This is a genomic window from Streptomyces sp. RLA012 (assembly GCF_056270325.1).
The window spans coordinates 7,036,251-7,057,476 of sequence record NZ_JBWDPA010000002.1; the positions used below are offsets into that span (position 1 = coordinate 7,036,251).

Genomic DNA, 21,226 nt, shown 5'->3' on the forward strand with positions numbered 1-21,226 from the left:
ACGCGCGCGGCCATGCACTGTAGGGGGTACCCACGGCGGTAACCCCAAGGCGGTGACAGGCGCATGGCATCGGGCATGGCCACGGCCTCGTACGAGCTGCGGTTCGACTCCGGGCGGATCTGCCTGGACCTCCTGGCGTCCACCCACCCCGAGGAACGGCTCGACTCGGTGGAGCGGCTGCGCGCCTGGATCACCTGCTCCGGACTCGTCCCCGCGGGCACCCCGCTCGCGGCGGCCGACGTCTCCTGGCTGGTGGGCTTCCGCGAACTGCGCGGACATATCGCCCAGTTGGTCCGCGGTGAGCTGGACGGGCGGCCCGCCGACACCGCGCTCGCCCGCGTCAACGCCGTCGCGCTCGCCGCCCCGCCCGCCCCCTGGGCCGTACGCGCGGACGACGGGTCGCTGCGGCGCCGGCTGCACACCTCGCCCGGCTGCCCCGGGCTGCTCGCCGTGGTCGCCCGCGACGCCCTCGAACTGCTCACCGACCCGGCGGCGCGGGCGAGCCTCAGACAGTGCGAGGGGGACAACTGCCCGATCGTCTACCTCGACACCTCACGGGGGCGGCGGAGGCGCTGGTGTTCGAGTGAGGTGTGCGGAAACCGGGAGCGGGTGGCCCGGCACCGGCGCCGGGCGGCCCTCGCCCGTGCATGAAATGGGTGTGAAACGCGTCACACCCCGTCGGTCGTGCCGATGCGCCCGGGGAGCCTTTGCCTCACCCCTAAGTGATCTTTCGATCGCGCCCAGTGATCGACAAACTTCCTTCACAACTCTTCCAGGAAATATGTGCCACCTCTTTGAACATGCGCACGCCCAGACACGTACCCCGGGATGAGCGACCGACTGGGGGATCCCCCGGACACCGGAGGTAGGCGTGCGCAAGGATTCCGCCGTGGCTGATGAACGAAGGTCAAGGGCCCGACATCGCATGAATCCGTCTGCGGCCTCGTCGAGTGAACCCGACGAGGAGCTGATGCGTGCGCTGTATCGGGAACACGCGGGTCCCTTGCTCGCTTATGTACTGCGGCTGGTTGCTGGAGACCGGCAGCGCGCCGAGGACGTCGTGCAGGAAACACTCATCCGTGCCTGGAAGAATGCCGGTCAGCTCAATCGGGCGACCGGTTCGGTACGACCCTGGCTGGTGACGGTCGCCCGACGCATCGTCATCGACGGCCACCGCAGCCGGCAGGCCCGGCCGCAGGAGGTGGACCCGTCACCGCTGGAGGTCATCCCCGCGGAGGACGAGATCGACAAGGCGTTGTGGCTGATGACACTGTCGGACGCGCTGGACGACCTGACCCCTGCCCACAGGGAAGTTCTGGTCGAAACGTACTTCAAGGGGCGTACGGTCAACGAGGCGGCCGAGACGCTCGGCATACCCAGCGGCACCGTGCGCTCCCGGGTGTTCTACGCCCTGCGATCGATGAAGCTGGCGCTGGAGGAGCGGGGGGTGACGGCATGAACGCATACGGGGGATACGGAACGGGCGGTCCAGGAGCCATGCAGGGACCACGGGGACAGCAGAATCCCGGTGACAACATCCACGAGACCGTCGGCGCCTACGCCCTCGGCATTCTCGACGACGCCGAGGCCACGGACTTCGAGGCCCACCTCGCCACCTGCGAGTGGTGCGCCCAGCAGCTCGACGAGCTCGCCGGGATGGAGCCGATGCTGGCCGCGCTCGCGGACCTGCCGGCCTCCCAGGGCACCCCTGCCATCGGTGAGTCGCTGGCGGCCCGCCCGAGCCCACGGCTCGCGGACCGGCTCGTCGACGAGGTGTCGGAGCGACGTGCGGTGAAGCGCCGGCGCGGCATGTACCTGGTGGCGGCCGCGGCCGCGCTGATCATCGGTGGCCCGCTGACGGTGATGGCGGTCAACGGCGGCAGCGAGACCTCCAGCGCCTCGCCGCCCATGGCGATGGCCACCAGCCCGGCCAAGGCGGCCTTCGACGTCATGACGGACAAGAAGTCCGCCACGGACCCGAGCACCAAGGTCAACGCCGTCGTCGCGGTCGAGAAGAAGGACTGGGGCACCCACGCCGTCCTTCAGCTCAAGAACGTCAAGGGCCCGCTCAAGTGCTCCCTGATCGCCGTCGGCAAGAACGGCGAGCGGGAGACGGTGACCTCGTGGGCCGTCCCGGCCTGGGGTTACGGCATTGCGAACGCCAAGACCGAAGAGGGGAAGAACCCCCTCTACGTGCATGGCGGCGCGGCCTTCACCCCGAATGAGATCGATCACTTCGAGGTCATGACCTTCGACGGGAAGCGGCTCGTCCAGGTGAACGCGTGAGCGAACTCAGGGCGCGCACGTAGCCTCCAGGGGTCCCCTTCGCGTACGGTTGACGGCTGCCCAGCACGTCAGAAGGGGGCCCGGTGGCCGCTCAGGCTCAGCAGGAAACCGCGCTCGACCAGATCCACGATTCCGCACAGGACGATTCCGTACGGGATCGTGAGATCAGCGTCGAGCAGCAACATCTGGACCGGGTGTACCGGCGCCTAGAGGAGAAGATCCACGAGGCGGAGTTCCTGATGAACGACGCCGCCAAGCGCGGCCAGGTAGGGACACCGGGGGCGCTCGCGGAGCGCGACGCCCAGGTGTTCCGGGCGGGGGTTCATCTCAACCGCCTCAACAACGAGTTCGAGGACTTCCTCTTCGGCCGGGTCGACCTGCTGCTCGGGAAGGACGGCCAGAAGGGGCCGGACGGCGCGTACACGGCCGTCGAACCCGCCGAGGGCGCGGTCCGTCAGGACGAGACCGGTCAGTACGCCTCCATCGCCGAGACGCTCCACATCGGCCGTATCGGGGTGCTGGACGCGGACTACGCGCCGCTGGTCATCGACTGGCGGGCGCCCGCCGCGGCCCCGTTCTACCGCTCGACACCGGTCGATCCGGGCCGGGTGGTACGCCGCCGGGTCATCCGCTCCAAGGGCCGCAAGGTCCTCGGCGTGGAGGACGACCTGATGCGCCCGGAGCTCAGGGCCACGCTCGACGGCCAGGAACTCCCGGTGATCGGCGACGGCGCCCTGATGGCCGCGCTCGGCCAGGCCCGCAGCCACACCATGCGCGACATCGTGGCGTCCATCCAGGCCGAACAGGACCTGGTGATCCGCGCCCCCGCCGCGTCGGTGACGTATGTGGAGGGCGGCCCCGGCACCGGCAAGACGGCGGTGGCCCTGCACCGGGCGGCGTACCTCCTCTACCAGGACCGCCGCCGGTACGCGGGCGGCATCCTGATCGTCTCGCCCACCCCCCTGCTGGTCGCCTACACCGAGGGCGTGCTGCCCTCGCTCGGCGAGGAGGGCCAGGTCGCCATCCGCGCCATCGGCTCACTCGCCGAGGACACGGGCGGCGCGGAGGCCACCCTGTACGACTCCCCGGCCGTGGCCCGCGCCAAGGGCTCGTACCGGATGCTCAAGGTGCTGCGCAAGGCCGCCAGAGGGGCGCTGGAGACGCCCGGGGGCGGCCCGCGCCGGTTCTCCGCCGTCCCGGAGCAGCCGGAGCAGCTGGAACAGCCGGAACAGCTGGCCTTCGGCGAGGAGGCCGCCCCGGCCCCCGTCGGCACCCCCACCCGGCTGCGCGTCGTCGCCTTCGGGCGGCGGCTGGAGCTGGAGGCCGCCGAGCTGGACCGGATCAAGCACAACGCGCTGAGCGGGACCGCGCCCGTGAACCTGCTGCGGCCGCGCGCCCGCAAGCTGCTGCTGGACGCGCTGTGGGCGAGGTCCGGTGCCGGTACCCGCCACACCGACCCGGAGCTGGCCGCCGAGCTGCGGTCCTCCTTCGACGAGGACGTCGCCTCCGAGGACAGCTTCATCGAGTTCGTGAACGCGTGGTGGCCGGAGCTGACCCCGCGCGGCGTCCTGGCCGCCATGGCCGACGAGCGGCGGCTCGGCCGCTGGGCGCGGCGGATCCTCAACCCCGGCGAGGTACGGCGGGTGGCGCGCTCGCTCAAGCGGGACGGGCTGTCCGTGCACGACGTGGCGATGCTGGACGAGCTCCAGGCGATCCTGGGGATGCCCGCCCGGCCCAGGAAGCGGCGCGAGCTGGACCCGCTGGACCAGCTCAGCGGCCTTGAGGAGCTCATGCCCGTGCGCGAGGAGTCGCAGCGCGAGCGGGCCGAGCGGCTGGCGCAGGAACGCGTCGAGTACGCGCACGTCATCGTCGACGAGGCGCAGGACCTCACGCCCATGCAGTGGCGGATGGTGGGCCGGCGCGGACGGCACGCCACCTGGACCGTCGTCGGCGATCCGGCGCAGTCCTCGTGGTCCGACCCCGACGAGGCCGCGGAGGCCCGTGACGAGGCCCTGGGCACCCGTCCCCGGCGCCGCTTCACCCTCACCGTCAACTACCGCAACCCCGCCGAGATCGCCGAGCTGGCCGCCAAGGTGCTCGCCCTCGCCATGCCCGGCTCCGCGTCCCCGTCAGCCGTACGGTCCACCGGCGTCGAGCCGCGTTTCGTGGCGGCGAGCAAGGGCCACGGCACCGGCGTACGGGACTCGCTCGCGCAGACCGTACGGGCCGAGGCCGCGCGCCTGCTGGACCGGGTGGACGGCACGGTGGGCGTCGTGGTGGCCATGAACCGGCGCGAGGAGGCCGCGCGCTGGCTCGCCGGGCTCGGCGAGCGGGTGGTGGCGCTCGGGAGCCTGGAGGCGAAGGGACTGGAGTACGACGCGACCGTGGTCGTCTCGCCGGCGGAGATCGCCGACGAGTCGCCCGCGGGGCTGCGGGTGCTGTACGTCGCCCTCACCCGGGCCACTCAGCAGCTGACCATCGTCTCCGGTGACCGCGACGAACCCGACGCGAACGGGGTTCCGGACCTGCTCCGGGACTGACCTGCTCCGGGGCTGACCTGCTCCGGGGCTGAGGGGGAGGCGGGTTCGCCCGCCCACTCCGTCCGTCCCCTCCCGCCCGTCCGCCCGCCTCGCCGAAAATGAACTCTCGGGGTGGGAATTGCCTTACGGGGATCGTTTGTTACGGTGGATGTGGCACCGGCCCGATCCAAGCCCCCGGGCCCAACCTTCGTCGCTACGAGCGACCACTTGCCGCGAGGCGAGCATGGCGGGTCGGTGTCATTGAACGTGTGAGAGAAGGAAATGAGGCCCACGTCACTCTGTGACGTGGGCCTCATTTCCTTTGCGAACGCCTGGAGAACAAAACGTTCGCAATCCGGGGCGGCTACCGCGTACTCCGCGGTAGGTGCGACGATCGGACGGCAAACAAGCGTCACGGTGAAAGCAGAGGAAGTCGGCCATGGCAACGGCGCCCAGCGTCTCCTACTCGATGACGGTCCGGCTGGAGGTACCCGCGAGCGGAACCGCGGTCTCCCAGCTCACCACGGCCGTGGAGTCCCACGGAGGCTCGGTGACCGGCCTTGACGTCACCGCGTCCGGGCACGAGAAGCTCCGGATCGACGTCACCATCGCGGCGACCTCCACCGCGCACGCCGACGAGATCGTCGAGCAGCTGCGCCACATCGAGGGCGTCACGCTCGGCAAGGTCTCCGACCGTACGTTCCTCATGCACCTCGGCGGCAAGATCGAGATGCAGTCCAAGCACCCGATCCGCAACCGTGACGACCTCTCCATGATCTACACCCCGGGTGTGGCCCGTGTGTGCATGGCGATCGCCGAGAACCCCGAGGACGCCCGCCGCCTCACCATCAAGCGCAACTCCGTTGCGGTCGTGACGGACGGCTCCGCCGTGCTCGGGCTCGGGAACATCGGCCCCATGGCCGCCCTCCCGGTCATGGAGGGCAAGGCGGCCCTCTTCAAGCGCTTCGCCGGCATCGACGCCTGGCCGCTGTGCCTGGACACCCAGGACACCGACGCGATCGTCGAGATCGTGAAGGCCATCGCGCCGGGCTTCGCGGGCATCAACCTGGAGGACATCTCCGCACCGCGCTGCTTCGAGATCGAGGCCCGGCTGCGCGAGGCCCTCGACATCCCCGTCTTCCACGACGACCAGCACGGCACCGCGATCGTCGTCCTCGCCGCCCTCACCAACGCCCTGCGCGTGGCGGGCAAGGCCATCGGTGACATCCGGGTCGTCATGTCCGGCGCGGGCGCGGCCGGTACGGCCATCCTCAAGCTGCTCATCGCCGCGGGCGTCAAGAACGCCGTCGTCGCCGACATCCACGGCGTCGTGCACGCGGACCGCGCGGACCTCGTCGACGCGGCCTCCGATTCGCCACTGCGCTGGATCGCCGACAACACCAACCCGGAAGGTCTCGCGGGCACGTTGAAGGAGGCCGTGCGCGGCGCCGACGTGTTCATCGGCGTCTCCGCCCCGAACGTGCTCGACGGCGACGACGTGGCCGCCATGGGCGAGAACGCCATCGTGTTCGCGCTCGCGAACCCCGATCCGGAGGTCGACCCGGCAATCGCCCGTCAGACCGCGGCAGTTGTCGCCACCGGCCGCTCCGACTTCCCCAACCAGATCAACAACGTCCTGGTCTTCCCGGGCGTCTTCCGCGGCCTCCTGGACGCCCAGTCCCGCACGGTCAACACGGAGATGATGCTGGCCGCCGCGACCGCCCTCGCGGATGTGGTGACCGAGGACGAGCTCAACCCGAACTACATCATCCCGAGCGTCTTCAACGACAAGGTCGCGGGCGCGGTCGCCGGAGCGGTGCGCTCCGCGGCGAAGGCGGCGTCTGCGTCTGCGTCGGCGTCGGTCTCGGTCTCGTCCTCGGTCGAGTAGGCGCCCGGGGGTTGGTGTGGGCCCCGCCGGGGGTGGCGGCCCGCGCTTTCCACGCGCTGTGACGATTGCCACGGGGCCCGTGTGTCGGCGCGTCGCGGGATGCGGGGCCCTTGGCCGCCCTCTAGGGTGGCGGCCAGGCTCACGCCTCCCGGGCCCTGCGGTCCGCTGCCGGGAGCGGACGGAGCGTCACCACACTGAGGCAGTGGCGCTTTTCGTGTGACTCCCAAGGGTGTTCGTGTGACTCCCAGGGGTGCCGGATTGGCTTTCCCGCCGCAGGTGGGGGCAGGATGCGTCTTCGGGCGCGAGGGTCTGGCTACGGACCCGGGTCCGGGGACCGACCGAGGGCCCTGGCAGCATCGGCTTCGCCGCATCCAACATGCGGCTCCGCCGCGTGGCACGCCTCAACGGCAAGAAGAACACGGGAGTAACAACATGAACCGCAGTGAGCTGGTGGCCGCGCTGGCCGACCGCGCCGAGGTGACCCGCAAGGACGCCGACGCCGTTCTGGCCGCGTTCGCCGAGACCGTCGGCGAGATCGTTGCCAAGGGCGACGAGAAGGTCACCATCCCCGGCTTCCTGACCTTCGAGCGCACCCACCGTGCCGCTCGCACCGCGCGCAACCCGCAGACCGGCGACCCGATCCAGATCCCGGCCGGCTACAGCGTGAAGGTCTCCGCGGGCAGCAAGCTCAAGGAAGCGGCCAAGGGCAAGTAAGCCGCGCTCGTGTGCCACGGAACGGCGCACGAGGCGCGCCGGCGCCGGCAGTAACGCCAATGGGGCGGCCCCCTTGACCGGGGCCGCCCCATCGTCGTACGTACACCTGCTTACCGCTCCCCGAGCGACGATTGCCGCCCCTGAGCGCCTGCCACCGCTCCCCGCGTGACGATTGCAGCCCCTGAGCGCCTGCCACCGCTCCCCGCGTGACGATTGCAGCCCCTGAGCGCCTGCCGCGGATCCCGGAGCGCCCGCCGCCGCTCCCCGAGCAGCTACTGCCGCTCCCGAGCGCCCGCGGCCGCTACCCGAGCGCCTTGCCGGGCAGTTCGACCTTCGCGCCCAGTTCCACCAGCTTCTCCATGCGGTGTCTGCCTGGGGGCTGCGACATCAGCGGCTGGCGCCGCGGGCCCCCAGACCCCCAGCCGGAAGCGGCGCTGTCCTGGGCCGGGAGCGGAGGGGCTGTGGTTATCCGAGCGCCTTGCCGGGCAGTTCGACCTTCGCGCCCAGTTCCACCAGCTTCTCCATGAAGTTCTCGTAGCCGCGGTTGATGAGGTCGATGCCGTGGACCCTGGAGGTGCCCTGGGCCGCCAGCGCGGCGATCAGGTACGAGAAGCCGCCGCGCAGGTCGGGGATGACCAGGTCGGCGCCCTGGAGCCTGGTCGGGCCCGACACGACGGCCGAGTGCAGGAAGTTGCGCTGGCCGAAGCGGCAGTTCGAGCCGCCGAGGCACTCGCGGTAGAGCTGGATGTGCGCGCCCATCTGGTTGAGCGCGGAGGTGAAGCCGAGCCGGGACTCGTAGACCGTCTCGTGGATGATCGACAGGCCCGTGGCCTGGGTCAGCGCGACCACCAGCGGCTGCTGCCAGTCGGTCTGGAAGCCCGGGTGGACGTCCGTCTCCAGGGCGATCGACTTGAGCTGCGAGCCCGGGTGCCAGAAGCGGATGCCCTCGTCGTCTATCTCGAATGCCCCGCCCACCTTGCGGTAGGTGTTCAGGAACGTCATCATCGAGCGCTGCTGAGCGCCGCGGACGTAGATGTTGCCTTCGGTCGCCAGCGCCGCGGAAGCCCAGGAGGCGGCCTCCAGACGGTCCGGGATGGCCGCGTGGGTGTAACCGCCGAGCGAGTCCACACCCGTGATGCGGATCGTGCGGTCGGTGTCCATCGCGATGATCGCGCCCATCTTCTGCAGTACGCAGATGAGGTCCTCGATCTCGGGCTCCACGGCCGCGTTGGACAGCTCCGTGACGCCCTCCGCGAGCACCGCCGTCAGCAGCACCTGCTCGGTCGCGCCGACGGACGGGTACGGAAGCTGGATCTTCGTGCCGCGCAGCCGCTGCGGAGCCTCCAGGTACTGGCCGTCCTCCCGCTTCTCGATCTTCGCACCGAACTGCCGCAGCACCTCGAAGTGGAAGTCGATGGGACGACCACCGATGTCGCATCCGCCGAGCCCCGGGATGAACGCGTGACCCAGACGGTGCAACAGGGGACCACAGAAAAGGATGGGGATCCGCGAGGAGCCGGCATGGGCGTCGATGTCGGCGACGTTCGCGCTCTCCACGTGCGACGGGTCCAGCACCAGCTCACCCGGTTCCTCACCCGGCCGGACCGTCACGCCGTGCAGCTGCAGCAGCCCCCGTACGACGCGTACGTCGCGGATGTCGGGGACATTGCGCAGGCGGCTCGGCGCGCTGCCCAGCAGGGCTGCCACCATGGCCTTCGGCACGAGATTCTTCGCACCGCGGACACGGATCTCGCCCTCCAGCGGGGTCCCGCCGTGGACAATCAGTACATCGTCAGAGCCGTTGACGGTCATGTATCTCGCGTTCCGATGAGTTGGGCAGGAGTGCGCATCGGCAGGCCTGTTGGGCGGGAGCCGAAGAGCAAGGGTAATCGCCGCCTACCCCCCTTAAGTAAGCCCAAGTACCACCCAGCTGCGTCATAGCTTTGACACAACACGAACCGTTTCGAACCGGGCACACGGGGTCACCGGCGGCGGTGTGCGCGGGTGGCGCTTCTCTGCGCCCTGAGCTGCATTCACTCGGGTACGGGCATTGGGACCCGTATACGGGGAAGATGCGGGATCATGTCTGGCATGACCGAGGTGTCCTCGCTCACAGGGCGGCTGCTCGTGGCCACGCCCGCCCTGGCGGACCCGAACTTCGATCGCGCGGTGGTGCTGCTCCTCGACCACGACGAGGAGGGCTCGCTCGGTGTCGTCCTCAACCGGCCGACCCCGGTGGACGTCAGCGACATCCTGGAGGCCTGGGCGGATCTGGCGGGGGAACCCGGCGTCGTCTTCCAGGGCGGCCCGGTGTCGCTGGACTCGGCCCTGGGCGTCGCGGTGATCCCGGGCGGCGTCGCCTCCGGGGAGCGCGCGCCGCTGGGCTGGCGCCGTGTGCACGGCGCGATCGGCCTCGTCGACCTGGAGGCCCCGCCCGAACTCCTCGCCTCGGCCCTGGGCTCCCTGAGAATCTTCGCCGGGTACGCGGGCTGGGGCCCGGGCCAGCTGGAGGACGAGCTCACGGAGGGCGCCTGGTACGTGGTCGAGTCCGAACCGGGAGACGTCTCCTCGCCGTCCCCGGAGCGCCTGTGGCGCGAGGTCCTGCGCCGCCAGCGCAGCGAGCTCGCGATGGTGGCGACGTATCCGGACGATCCCTCGCTCAATTGATGCCGTCGGTCGCGGCGAACCCGTTCTCGGCGAACCCGTTGTGCAAGCCGGGGCGCCATAGGCCCCGGCGGTTGATTACCCTTGGCTCCCATGAGCACTCTTGAGCCTGAGACCCAGCCCCAGCGAGGCACTGGGACGGGGACCCTCGTAGAGCCGACGCCGCAGGTGTCGCACGGCGACGGGGACCACGAGCGCTTCGCCCACTACGTCCAGAAGGACAAGATCATGGCGAGCGCCCTCGACGGCACGCCCGTCGTGGCACTCTGCGGCAAGGTGTGGGTCCCGGGCCGCGACCCCAAGAAGTACCCCGTGTGTCCCATGTGCAAGGAGATCTACGAGTCCATGGGCGCCGGCGGCGACAAGGGCAAGGGCGGCCAGGACAAGTAACGGGCAGAGGCCTGACGGCCTGACGATCACAAGGCCCCCGTGGCGTGCTTTGGTGCGCTCCGGGGGCCTTTGTGCCGTGTGCCGTTGCACGGGGTGCGTCGGCCGGTCACAAGGTGGTTGAGACCTCTTGTGGGCATGTTCATGTAGTCCATAGCCTCCGGTGTGTTGTGCAGAGCAAAACAGCCATTGCGTATGTTGCAACGCCCCCACCGGAGGATGTTGGATGAAGCTCTCTGCGAACCTCTCTGCGAAGCTCCCGGCCCGGACGGCTGCCGCCCTCGCCGCCCTTGTCGTCGCCACCGCCTGCGCGCCCCAGACCTCCGACAACTCCTCCACCGGGAAGGACGAGAAGACCGGCACTGTGAGGGTCTGGCTCTTCCAGGAGGTCAACAACGGGCCTAAGGAGAAGGTCGTCGACACGGCCGTCGCCGCCTTCAAGAAGGCCCACAAGGACACCAAGGTCACCATCGAGTACATCCCCGTGGAGACCCGCGCCCAGCGTATGAAGGCCGCCTTCAACGACCCGAAGAGCGCGCCGGACGTCATCGAGTACGGCAACACGGACACCGCCGGTTACGTCAAGGACGGCGGACTCGCCGACGTCACCGAGGAATTCACCGACTGGAGCGAGTCCAAGGACACCGACCCGACCGCCAAACAGTCCGTGACGGTCGACGGGAAGATCTACGGCGCCCCGTTCTTCGTCGGCGTCCGCGCCCTCTACTACCGCACCGACATCCTCAAGGATCTCGGCCTCGAAGCTCCCCGGACCCAGGCCGAGTTGATCTCCACCGCCAAGAAGATCCGCGCGGCGAAACCCGATCTGTACGGGCTCGTGGTCGGCGGCGCCTACACCTACGGCGCGATGCCCTTCATCTGGTCCCAGGGCGGCGAGATCGCCCAGGGCAAGGGCGGTTCGTACGCCGCCGACATCGACAGCGCGGCCGCCCAGAAGGGCATCAAGACCTACACCTCGCTCTTCGGCGACGACAACTGTCCCGCCGCCAAGTGCGCGGGCATGACCGGCAACGACACCGTCACCGCCTTCTCCTCCGGCAAGGCGGGCATGGCCATCGGCGGCGACTTCAGCCATGCGGCGATCGAGGCCGGGGCGGTCAAGGGCAAGTACGCGGTCGTGCCGCTGCCGGGCCTGAAGGCGGGCGAGATCGCCCCCGCGTTCGCGGGCGGCAACAACATCGGCGTACTGAAGAGCACCTCGCACCGCACCCTCGCCATCGACCTGATGGAGCAGCTGGCGAGCAAGAAGACCGAGGGCGAGCTCTTCGACGCCATGGGCTTCCTGCCGACGTACACCGACGTACGGGACGACGTGGCCGAGAAGCAGCCGTTCGTCGCGCCCTTCGTGAAGACGCTCGCGTCGGGCGCCAAGTTCGTGCCCGCCTCGCCCGCCTGGTCGCAGATCGACTCCTCACTCGTCCTGCCGACGATGTTCCAGGAGGTCATCACCGGCAAGAAGGACGTGGCGGCTGCCGCCGAGGACGCGGCGAAGAAGATGAACGACGCGTTCAGCTCCGTGGGGTGAGCGGATGACCACGCAAGAGGCCGTCGCCGCACCGGCCACGGTCACGAAGGCGGTGGCCACCTCACCCGGCCGCCGGCGCGCCCGGTGGACCCCCTGGCTCTATCTCGCCCCCGCCCTCGTCGTCCTCGGCGCCCTGCTCGGCTACCCCATCTACCAACTCGGCCTGATCTCGCTCCTGAAGTACACCCAGGCCCAGGTCAGCGGCGGCGAACCGACCTCCTTCGAAGGCTTCGGCAACTACTCCACGCTCTTCGCCGACGACCAGTTCTGGCAGGTGCTGATCGCCACGGTGTTCTTCGCGGCGGCCTGCGTGGTCTCCACCCTGGCCGTCGGCTGCGCCCTCGCCGTGCTCCTCACCCGGGTACGGGCCGTGCCGCGCCTCGCGCTGATGCTGGCCGCGCTCGGCGCCTGGGCGACCCCGGCCGTCACCGGCTCCACGGTCTGGCTGTTCCTCTTCGACCCCGACTTCGGCCCGGTCAACCGGGTCCTGGGCATCGGCGACCACTCCTGGACGTACGGCCGCTACAGCGCCTTCGCGCTCGTGCTGCTGGAAGTGGTCTGGTGCTCCTTCCCGTTCGTGATGGTGACGGTGTACGCGGGCATCCGTGCCGTACCGGCCGAGGTACTGGAGGCCGCCGCCCTGGACGGCGCCTCGCAGTGGCGGATCTGGCGCTCGGTGCTCGCGCCGCTGCTCCGGCCGATCCTGGTGGTCGTCACCATCCAGTCGGTCATCTGGGACTTCAAGGTCTTCACGCAGATCTACGTGATGACCAACGGCGGTGGCATCGCCGGACAGAACCTCGTACTGAACGTGTACGCGTACCAGCAGGCGTTCGCCTCCTCGCAGTACGGACTCGGCTCGGCGATCGGCGTGGTGATGCTGGTGATCCTGCTGGCGGTCACGCTGGTGTATCTGCGGCTGCTGCGCGGGCAGGGGGAGGAACTGTGAGTCTCGTACGTGGCTCCACCCGCCGTTTCGTACGTGCTTCCGCCGACCGTTTCGCGGGTCGCCTCGCGGGTCGTTCCGCAGATCGTTCCGCTGGTAGTTCGGCTGGTAGTTCGGCTGGTAGTTCCGCCGGTAGTTCCTCTGGTCGGTCCGCGGGTCGTTTCGTGGGTCGGTCCGCCGGTGGTTTCGTGGATTGGTCCGTTAGTCGTTTCGCGGGTCGTCCCGCCGGTCGTCCCGCCAGGCGTTTCGCAGGCCGTTTCGTGCGGCGCCCGTGGCGGCTCGCCGCCGAGGCGTCCGCACTGCTGATCGCCGTGGTCGTCGCCTTTCCCCTCTACTGGATGGTGCTGAGCGCCTTCAAACCGGCCGGGGAGATCGAGTCCACCGCACCCCGGCCATGGACGCTTTCCCCTTCCCTGGATTCCTTCCGGCGGGTGTTCGGGCAGCGGGAATTCGGCCGATACTTCGTCAACAGCCTTGTGGTGGCGGGCTCCGTGGTCATCGTCTCGACGCTGATCGCGTTTCTCGCGGCGACGGCGGTCACACGATTCCGCTTCCGTTTCCGGACCACCCTGTTGATCATGTTCCTGGTCGCGCAGATGGTGCCCGTGGAAGCGCTGACGATCCCCCTCTTCTTCCTGATGCGGGACTTCGGCCAGCTGAACACACTGGGCTCGCTGATCCTGCCCCACATCGCCTTCTCGCTGCCGTTCGCGATCTGGATGCTGCGGGGTTTTGTGAAGGCCGTTCCCGAGGCGCTGGAGGAGGCCGCGTACATCGACGGGGCGAGCCGCACACGATTCCTCTGGCAGATCCTTTTCCCGCTGGTCTTCCCGGGGCTGGTGGCCACGAGTGTCTTTTCCTTCATCTCGGCCTGGAACGACTTCCTGTTCGCCAAGTCCTTCATCATCAGCGACACCTCGCAGTCCACCTTGCCGATGGCCCTGCTGGTCTTCTACAAGCCCGACGAGCCGGACTGGGGCGGTGTGATGGCGGCGTCCACGGTGATGACGATTCCGGTGCTGATCTTCTTCGTACTCGTACAGCGACGACTGGTCTCCGGGCTGGGCGGAGCGGTAAAGGACTGACATGACCGATGTGATTCCGGCGCCCCGCGCCGTCGAGGGGCTCATGCGGCGCGGGGTCACCTTCGACGCGGACACCACCCTGTGGGCAGGACCCGGCACGGGCACCGTCGAGCGCTGGCTGCGCGCCACACTCGGCTCGGCCCTCGGCCTGACGCTGCCACCAGGGCCGCAGGACGCCCGCAACGCCGTACGACTGCTGCTCGACGACAGCCTGGAGCCGGAGGCGTACAGGCTCGGCGCCGTCGTCGACCGGGGTGTCGAGATCCGGGGCGGCAGCGCGGCCGGGGTGTTCTGGGGCGCGCAGACGCTGCGTCAGCTCCTCGGGCCCGACGCTTTCCGCCGTGCGCCCGTCCGGCCGGGGACGGCCTACGGAATCCCGTACCAGATCATCGAGGACGCCCCCCGATTCCCCTGGCGCGGCCTCATGCTCGACGTCTCCCGGCACTTCATGCCCAAGGACGGGGTCCTGCGCCACCTCGACCTCCTCGCCGCCCACAAACTCAACGTCTTCCACTTCCACCTCACCGACGACCAAGGCTGGCGTGTTCAGATCAAGCGCTTCCCGAAGCTGACGGAGGTCGGCTCCTGGCGGGCGCGCACGAAATTCGGCCATCGCGCCTCACCGCTGTGGGAGGAGAAGCCGCACGGGGGCTTCTACACGCAGGACGACATCCGCGAGATCGTGGCCTACGCGGCCGAGCGGCATATCAGTGTCGTCCCGGAGGTCGACATCCCGGGGCACAGCCAGGCCGCCATCGCCGCGTATCCGGAACTGGGCAACACCGACGTCATCGACACGACCTCCCTGACCGTCTGGGACTCCTGGGGCATCTCCAAAAACGTACTCGCCCCCACTGACAACACCCTGCGCTTCTACGAGGGGGTGTTCGAGGAACTCCTCGACCTGTTTCCGGCGGACGCCGCGCCGTTCTCACACTTCTTCCACATCGGCGGCGACGAGTGCGCCAAGGACCAGTGGAAGCAGTCGCCGACCGCGCAGGCCCGTATCGAGGAGTTGGGGCTCGCGGACGAGGACGAGTTGCAGTCCTGGTTCGTCCGACACTTCGACAACTGGCTCTCCGCGCGCGGGCGACGGCTGATCGGCTGGGACGAGATCCTGGAGGGCGGGCTGGCCGACGGGGCGGCCGTGTCCTCGTGGCGCGGCTACCAGGGCGGCATCACGGCCGCCCGCGCCGGCCACGACGTCGTCATGTGCCCTCAGCAGGCGGTGTACTTGGACTACCGCCAGGCCGCGGGCGAGGACGAGCCGGTGCCCATCGCGTACGTCCGCACCCTGGAGGACGTCTACCGTTTCGAGCCCGTTCCGCCCGAACTCACCGAGACCGAGGCGCGGCATGTGCTGGGGACTCAGGCCAACGTGTGGACCGAGGTGATGGAGGATTCCGGGCGCGTGGACTACCAGACCTTCCCCCGGCTCGCCGCCTTCGCCGAGGTCGCCTGGAGTGCCCTGCCCGCCCCCGCCGAGCGGGACTTCGCCGACTTCGAGCGGCGGATGGCCGCCCACTACGGGCGACTTGACGCCCTGGGAGTGGCCTACCGCCCGCCCACCGGACCGCTTCCGTGGCAGCGGCGACCGGGTGTGCTCGGACGCCCGATCGAGGGGGCGCCCCCAAACGTGTGAGGTGACCGCCGACCGGCGTGTCCCCGCCCGCTCGCCCCGACATCGCCGCCTCACAAGGCAAAAGGCGCCCAATCGTCAACGAAGAGTGGCAATTCGTACTGACCGGCGATGCCGTACGAAAACGGACCATCTCCCTGGTGAGGGGGCGAATGCCTCCTAGCGGACCCCCGCGTCGAGGGCCCGGGAAGATGTGCCAGAGTTGCCACGTCCGCCCTGTCAGCACGTACCGTACGCGCAACACAGGTGGGACCAGGTGGGGCAGCGGGAAGGGGCAGCCGGTTTGACCACGCACGCACCGCAGGCGGCGCAGGCCGTGACGCTGCCCGCCTCGCTGGACGAGGCAGTGGCGGCGCTGGCCGCCATGCCCGCCGCCGTTCCCGTGGCCGGCGGCACCGACCTCATGGCCGCCGTCAACTCCGGACAGCTGAGGCCCGCCGCGCTCGTCGGTCTCGGCCGGATCAGCGAGATCCGTGGCTGGCAGTACCAGGACGGCCACGCGCTGCTCGGCGCCGGCCTCACCCACGCACGCATGGGGCGTCCCGACTTCGCGGCCCTCATCCCCGCGCTCGCCGCCGCCGCGCGCGCCGCGGGGCCGCCGCAGATCCGCAACGCGGGCACCCTGGGCGGCAACATCGCCTCGGCCGCCCCCACGGGGGACGCGCTGCCCGTACTGGCCGCCCTGGAGGCCACGTTGATCATCGCGGGCCCGGGCGGGGCTCGCCGTGAGATCCCGGTGTCGCACCTGCTCGCGGGCATGGAGATGCTCCGCGGCGGCGAACTCATCGGCTACGTGCGCGTGCCGCTGCTGCACGCGCCGCAGGTCTTCCTGAAGGCGACCGGACGCACCGGACCCGGGCGCGCCCTCGCGTCCGTGGCGCTCGTCCTCGACCCGGCGCGGCGCGGGGTGCGGTGTGCCGTCGGTGCCATAGCGCCGATGCCGCTGCGGCCCCTGGACGCAGAGGCATGGGTCGCCCAGCTGATCGACTGGGACAACAGCCGGGCGATCGTCCCGGAGGCGCTCAACGCCTTCGGGGAGTACGTCGCCGCGGCCTGCATCCCCGATCCCGTCCCCGCCGAGGACGGCTCCGTACAGCAGCTTCCGCCCGCCGTACTGCACCTGCGGCGCACCGTCGCCGCGCTGGCCCGACGAGCACTGGGGAGGGCACTGTCGTGACCGACGACCAGCACGAAGAGGGCGCTCCGCAGCGCAGCAGCGGCCGGTGGGACCCGCTCCCGCAGGGTGACTACGACGACGGCGCCACCGCCTTCGTCAAGCTCCCCGAGGGCGGTATCGAGGCACTTCTGGCGGAGCGTGAGCCGCTCGCGGCGCCCGGCCACGGCTATGTGCCCCCGCAGATCGCCGTGACGCCCCCGGCGGCCGACGCCGGGGCGACGGACCCCTGGGGCGCGCCGGCCGAGCCGGTCCGGTGGCCCGATCCGAACGCGGGACACCAGGACGCCGGGCACGGGCAGACCGCGGCCGGGCATCAGCAGAGCGCGCACGACGGGTTCTCGTACCACCCCGGCGCCACCGGGCAGTGGGACTTCGGGGAGGTGGCCCAGGAGGGTGCCGCCTCCGGACGTCACGCGACCGATGCGTCCGGACACGACGTCACCGGGCAGTGGTCGATTCCGGTCGCCGGCGGTGACCTTCCGGACGAATCGGGCGAGTTCACCACGTCGGCCCTGGTCGAGCAGTGGGGCGGCACGCCGCCCGCCACGCTCCCGGGCGGCGCGGCCGCGCCCTGGGCGACCACGGAGACCATCGGGGAGCCCTGGTCCGCCGCGCCGAGGGCGACGACCCCCGAGGCTCCTCAGGCCCCTGAGGCCCCCGTGGGGCCCGTACGGCCCACGCATGCAGAATCGCCCGCCGAGGCCGCCCAGACGCCCACAGGGGCCGCTCACGGGGCTCCTGAGCCGGTCGCCGGGCCCACGCCGACCCCGGTCGACGCGCACCGGACCCCGAACGGGCCCGAACCGGACTCCGACCCGGCCCCGGCGTCCGCTCCGGCGGCGGCTTCGACGGCGGTTCCGGAAGCAGCCCCGGAAGCGGTTCCGGACGACCCCGCGGAGCACCCCGAAGCCCCGGCGCCGGACCGGCCCGACTCCGCCGCCCCCGTGGCGGACACGGGCGACCCGGAAGCCGCCGCGCCGCCCCCGCACGACGAACACCCCCTGGCCTCCTACGTCCTGCGCGTCAACGGCGCCGACCGCCCCGTGACCGACGCCTGGATCGGCGAGTCGCTGCTCTACGTCCTGCGCGAGCGCCTCGGCCTCGCCGGCGCCAAGGACGGCTGCTCGCAGGGCGAGTGCGGAGCCTGCAACGTGCAGGTGGACGGGCGGCTCGTGGCGTCCTGCCTGGTGCCCGCCGTCACCGCCGCGAGCAGCGAGGTGCGTACGGTCGAAGGCCTGGCCGCCGACGGACAGCCCTCGGACGTGCAGCGCGCGCTGGCCAAGTGCGGTGCGGTGCAGTGCGGTTTCTGCGTCCCCGGCATGGCCATGACCGTGCACGACCTCCTGGAGGGCAACCCGGCCCCCACCGAGCTGGAGACCCGCCAGGCGCTGTGCGGCAACCTGTGCCGCTGCTCCGGCTACCGCGGGGTCCTGAACGCCGTGCGCGAGGTCGTCGCCGAACGCGAGGCGCACAGCGCGGCCGCCGCCGAGGCCGCGCCGGACCCGGGCGAGGCACGCATCCCGCACCAGGCGGGTCCCGGAGCGGGCGGCGTCAACCCGTCGGCGTTCGAGTCCCCGGGCGTGTCGCCCGGTTCGCCGCCGTCGGCGTACCAGCCCCCGTCGGCGTACGAGGACCACTCGGCGTACGCCGACCCAGCCGCGTACGAAGACCCTTCCGCGTACGACTCCCAGGCGCCGCATGAGCAGCCGTACGGCCAGGACGGAGGCCAGGCGTGAGCAACGAGACCGCGACCGCGACTGCCGCGGCAACCGAGACCGGCACCGAGCCGCTGCCGCACGGGCTCGGCGTGTCGCTGCCCACCGCGGAGGCCCGGGCCAAGACGGAGGGCACCTTCCCGTACGCGGCCGACCTGTGGGCCGAGGGCCTGCTGTGGGCGGCCGTCCTCAGATCGCCCCATCCGCACGCGCGCATCGTGTCCATCGACACCAGCCACGCGCGCGAGATGCCCGGCGTACGGGCGGTCATCACCCACGAGGACGTGCCCGGCGCGGCCCTGCACGGCCGCGGCCGTGCGGATCGCCCGGTGTTCGCCTCCGAGGTCGTACGCCACCACGGCGAGCCCATCGCGGCCGTCGCCGCCGACCACCCGGACACCGCGCGGATGGCCGCGGCGGCCGTCATCGTCGAGTACGAGCTCCTTGACCCGGTGACCGACCCGGAGCAGGCCTTCGAGGCCGAACCCCTGCACCCGGACGGCAACCTGATCCGGCACATCCCGCTGCGCCACGGCGACCCGGACGCGGTCGGTGAGATCGTCGTCGAGGGCCTGTACCGCATCGGCCGCCAGGACCCGGCCCCGATCGGCGCGGAGGCCGGTCTCGCCGTGCCCCGCCCGGACGGCGGCGTCGAGCTCTACATCGCCTCCACCGACCCGCACACCGACCGCGACACCGCCGCCGCCTGCTACGGCCTGGAGCCCGAGCGGGTGAAGGTCGTCGTCACCGGGGTGCCCGGCGCCACCGCCGACCGCGAGGACCAGGGCTTCCAACTCCCGCTCGGCCTGCTCGCCCTGCAGACCGGCTGCCCGGTGAAGCTCACCGCGACCCGCGAGGAGTCCTTCCTCGGCCACGCCCACCGGCATCCCACGCTCCTGCGCTACCGCCACCACGCCGACACCGAGGGCCGGCTGGTGAAGGTCGAGGCGCAGATCCTGCTGGACGCGGGCGCCTACGCCGACACGTCCGCCGAGTCGCTGGCCGCCGCGGTCTCCTTCGCCTGCGGCCCCTATGTCGTCCCGAACGCCTTCATCGAGGGCTGGGCCGTCCGCACCAACAACCCGCCCTCCGGCCATGTCCGCGGCGAGGGCGCGATGCAGGTCTGCGCGGCCTACGAGGCGCAGATGGACAAGCTCGCCAAGAAGCTCGCCCTCGACCCCGCCGAACTGCGCCTGCAGAACGCGATGGCCACCGGGGACGTGCTTCCCACCGGTCAGACGGTGACCTGCCCGGCCCCGGTCGCCGAACTGCTCCAGGCCGTGCGGGACTACCCCCTGCCCGCGCTCCCCAAGGACACCCCCGAGGACGAGTGGCTGCTCCCGGGCGGCCCCGAGGGCGCGGGCGAACCCGGCGCCGTACGCCGTGGTGTCGGCTACGGCCTCGGCATGGTCCACATGCTCGGCTCCGAGGGCGCGGACGAGGTCTCCACGGCCACGGTGAAAGTCCACGACGGTGTCGCCACGGTGCTCTGCGCGGCCGTCGAGACCGGCCAGGGCTTCACCACGCTGGCCCGGCAGATCGTCCAGGAGACGCTCGGTATCGACGAGGTGCACGTGGCGCCGGTCGACACCGACCAGCCGCCCGCGGGCCCGAGCTGCCGCAGCCGCCACACCTGGGTGTCCGGCGGAGCGGTCGAACGCGCCGCGAAGATGGTCCGTACGCAGCTGCTGCAGCCCCTGGCACACAAGTTCGGCATGTCCACGGAGCTGCTGCAGATCACCGACGGCAAGATCACGTCGTACGACGGTGTCCTCTCGACCACCGTCACCGAGGCGATGGACGGCAAGGAGCTGTGGGCGACCGCGCAGTGCCGCCCGCACCCGACGGAACCGCTCGACGCGGCCGGACAGGGCGACGCGTTCGTGGGCCTCGCCTTCTGCGCGATCCGCGCGGTGGTGGACGTCGACATCGAACTGGGTTCGGTACGAGTGGTGGAGCTGGCGCTCGCCCAGGACGTGGGCCGGATCCTCAACCCGGCGCAGCTGACGGCCCGTATCGAAGCGGGTGTCACGCAGGGTGTCGGCGCCGCCCTCACGGAGAACCTGCGCACCGCGCGCGGCCTGGTCCGCCACCCCGACCTCACCGGCTACGCCCTCCCGACCGCCCTGGACGCCCCCGACATCCGCATCGTCAAACTCGTCGAGGAGCGTGACGTCGTCGCCCCCTTCGGCGCGAAGGCGGTCAGCGCGGTGCCGGTGGTGACGTCCCCGGCGGCCGTCGCGTCCGCCGTACGGGCGGCGACGGGCCGGCCGGTCAACCGCCTCCCGATCCGTCCGCAAGCCGCGGTGGTGACCACCTCATGACCAGGGAAACGCCCGAGAGCACGCTCAGCAGCGAGCAGGAACAGCGGGAACAGCAGGAACAGCCGCGCTTCGAGCCCCCGCCCAGTGTCGGGAAGCTGATGATCTGGGTCCTGCTGTTCTTCGTGGCGGCCCTGGCGGTCGTCCTGGGCGGCGTGTACCTCACCTGATCCCGACCGGCGGCGGTACGCGTCCGTGGGTGACGCCGATGGCTTGAACCCGTGTGTTTCCGGGTTGTACGCCGTGTGTGCCTGCGGGTTTCCGGCGTTGTCAGTGGGGCGGCGTATGGTTCTCGGTCAGTGGGGAACTGCCGCTGGGCGGCGGGATGTTCCTCGCGGG

The 21,226-nt window shown here is 70.8% G+C and carries 17 protein-coding genes; 16 read left to right on the top strand and 1 reads right to left on the bottom strand.

Going from position 1 to position 21,226, the window contains the following annotated elements:
* Window positions 1–63: 63 nt before the first annotated feature.
* The 6 genes from RV986_RS32295 to RV986_RS32320 all read left to right on the top strand — a co-directional run bounded on the left by RV986_RS32295 (window position 64) and on the right by RV986_RS32320 (window position 7,407).
* A complete protein-coding gene (locus tag RV986_RS32295; RefSeq protein WP_475920758.1) occupies window positions 64–651 on the top strand; it encodes a CGNR zinc finger domain-containing protein in 588 nt (195 codons plus the stop codon).
* A 274-nt stretch (window positions 652–925) separates the two neighbouring features.
* Complete coding sequence (locus tag RV986_RS32300; RefSeq protein ID WP_475920759.1) at window positions 926–1,459, top strand: sigma-70 family RNA polymerase sigma factor; 534 nt, start codon at window positions 926–928, stop codon at window positions 1,457–1,459.
* 38 nt (window positions 1,460–1,497) lie between these two features.
* Window positions 1,498–2,286 (top strand): anti-sigma factor family protein, encoded by a 789-nt coding sequence (locus RV986_RS32305; protein ID WP_475920760.1) that lies wholly within the window; start codon window positions 1,498–1,500, stop codon window positions 2,284–2,286.
* 83 nt (window positions 2,287–2,369) lie between these two features.
* Complete coding sequence (locus RV986_RS32310; RefSeq protein ID WP_475920761.1) at window positions 2,370–4,826, top strand: HelD family protein; 2,457 nt, start codon at window positions 2,370–2,372, stop codon at window positions 4,824–4,826.
* 418 nt (window positions 4,827–5,244) lie between these two features.
* Window positions 5,245–6,693, top strand: a complete 1,449-nt coding sequence (locus tag RV986_RS32315; RefSeq protein WP_475920762.1) for an NAD-dependent malic enzyme — start codon at window positions 5,245–5,247, stop codon at window positions 6,691–6,693.
* 432 nt (window positions 6,694–7,125) lie between these two features.
* Window positions 7,126–7,407 (top strand): HU family DNA-binding protein, encoded by a 282-nt coding sequence (locus RV986_RS32320; RefSeq protein WP_007382399.1) that lies wholly within the window; start codon window positions 7,126–7,128, stop codon window positions 7,405–7,407.
* 465 nt (window positions 7,408–7,872) lie between these two features.
* On the opposite strand, the gene murA is transcribed toward RV986_RS32320, so the two are convergent.
* Window positions 7,873–9,219, bottom strand: coding sequence for a UDP-N-acetylglucosamine 1-carboxyvinyltransferase (gene murA, locus RV986_RS32325; RefSeq protein WP_475920763.1), 1,347 nt, complete (start codon window positions 9,217–9,219; stop codon window positions 7,873–7,875).
* A 279-nt stretch (window positions 9,220–9,498) separates the two neighbouring features.
* Between murA and RV986_RS32330 the strand changes: the two genes are divergently transcribed.
* The 10 genes from RV986_RS32330 (at window position 9,499) to RV986_RS32375 (ending at window position 21,057) form a co-directional block, all read left to right on the top strand.
* Window positions 9,499–10,074 (top strand): YqgE/AlgH family protein, encoded by a 576-nt coding sequence (locus tag RV986_RS32330; RefSeq protein WP_475924515.1) that lies wholly within the window; start codon window positions 9,499–9,501, stop codon window positions 10,072–10,074.
* A gap of 90 nt (window positions 10,075–10,164) precedes the next feature.
* A complete protein-coding gene (locus tag RV986_RS32335; RefSeq protein ID WP_075029065.1) occupies window positions 10,165–10,461 on the top strand; it encodes a DUF3039 domain-containing protein in 297 nt (98 codons plus the stop codon).
* Window positions 10,462–10,684: 223 nt separating this feature from the next.
* Entirely contained in the window at window positions 10,685–12,004 is a 1,320-nt protein-coding gene (locus RV986_RS32340) for an extracellular solute-binding protein (RefSeq protein WP_475920764.1), read from the top strand.
* Window positions 12,005–12,008: 4 nt separating this feature from the next.
* Window positions 12,009–12,953 carry a carbohydrate ABC transporter permease gene (locus RV986_RS32345; protein WP_475920765.1) on the top strand — a complete coding sequence of 315 codons (945 nt, stop codon included), beginning with the start codon at window positions 12,009–12,011 and terminating at the stop codon, window positions 12,951–12,953.
* A gap of 257 nt (window positions 12,954–13,210) precedes the next feature.
* Entirely contained in the window at window positions 13,211–14,035 is an 825-nt protein-coding gene (locus tag RV986_RS32350; RefSeq protein ID WP_475920766.1) for a carbohydrate ABC transporter permease, read from the top strand.
* 1 nt (window position 14,036) lies between these two features.
* Window positions 14,037–15,677 (top strand): beta-N-acetylhexosaminidase, encoded by a 1,641-nt coding sequence (locus tag RV986_RS32355; RefSeq protein WP_475920767.1) that lies wholly within the window; start codon window positions 14,037–14,039, stop codon window positions 15,675–15,677.
* 280 nt (window positions 15,678–15,957) lie between these two features.
* Window positions 15,958–16,851: an FAD binding domain-containing protein gene (locus RV986_RS32360; RefSeq protein ID WP_475920768.1), complete on the top strand. Its 894-nt coding sequence runs from the start codon at window positions 15,958–15,960 to the stop codon at window positions 16,849–16,851.
* Complete coding sequence (locus RV986_RS32365; RefSeq protein WP_475920769.1) at window positions 16,848–18,587, top strand: (2Fe-2S)-binding protein; 1,740 nt, start codon at window positions 16,848–16,850, stop codon at window positions 18,585–18,587. The genes RV986_RS32360 and RV986_RS32365 overlap by 4 nt, the downstream gene beginning before the upstream one ends.
* Window positions 18,584–20,890 (top strand): xanthine dehydrogenase family protein molybdopterin-binding subunit, encoded by a 2,307-nt coding sequence (locus tag RV986_RS32370; protein WP_475920770.1) that lies wholly within the window; start codon window positions 18,584–18,586, stop codon window positions 20,888–20,890. The genes RV986_RS32365 and RV986_RS32370 overlap by 4 nt, the downstream gene beginning before the upstream one ends.
* The gene (locus RV986_RS32375) at window positions 20,887–21,057 is read left to right on the top strand and encodes a hypothetical protein (protein ID WP_475920771.1); all 171 of its coding nucleotides are present in this window, start codon (window positions 20,887–20,889) and stop codon (window positions 21,055–21,057) included. Before RV986_RS32370 ends, RV986_RS32375 begins: the two co-directional genes overlap by 4 nt.
* Window positions 21,058–21,226 lie beyond the last annotated feature (169 nt).